This is a genomic window from Xanthomonas sp. SHU 166 (genome assembly GCF_000364685.1).
Classification (GTDB): Bacteria; Pseudomonadota; Gammaproteobacteria; order Xanthomonadales; family Xanthomonadaceae; genus Xanthomonas_A; species Xanthomonas_A sontii.
In genome coordinates this window covers 1-519 of record NZ_AQOJ01000603.1, presented here as the reverse complement: position 1 = coordinate 519, position 519 = coordinate 1, and the positions used below count along the sequence as shown (strand labels likewise).

The window sequence follows — 519 nt, the reverse complement described above, 5'->3', positions numbered from 1 at the left end:
CGCGGCGCCGAGCTGGCGGCGCAGGGTCGCGGCCTGCGCCGCGGAGTCGGCGCGCAGGTCCAGCCACCAGCGCGACTGGCCGCTGCCGCCACTGGGGATCAGGTCGGCGTTGAAGCCGGCACGGGCCAGTTCCTGGCGGCGGCGCTCGGCCCCCTCGCGGCTGCGGTACTGGCCCAGGGCGATGGCATTGCCGGCATCGCCCTGGCGCAACGGGTAATAGTCGCGGATGCCGGCGGCGACGATGCGCTCGGTGGCCTGCCTGAGGCCGTCTTCGCCGCCGATGGTCGGCAGGATCACGCGGAAGCTGGTGGCGTCGCTGTCGGCGGCCTCGCGCAAGCGCGGACGCGGCGCTCCCGGGGCCAGCGCGGCGACGGCCGCCTGCGCCGCGTCGCGGTCCGGGTACGGTCCTACGCTCAGGCACACCGCCGCGTCGGCGGCGGGCTTCGCCGCAGGCTCGACCTGGCTCTGGGTTGGAGCGGGCGCAGGCACGGCAGCGAACGGCGTGGGCGCAGTGGACGG

General features: G+C 76.9%; 1 pseudogene. It reads right to left on the bottom strand.

Features of this window, described 5'->3' with window-relative positions:
* Positions 1 to 489: pseudogene (locus D180_RS24610) on the bottom strand (SPOR domain-containing protein); the annotation flags it as partial.
* Positions 490 to 519: the final 30 nt, after the last annotated feature.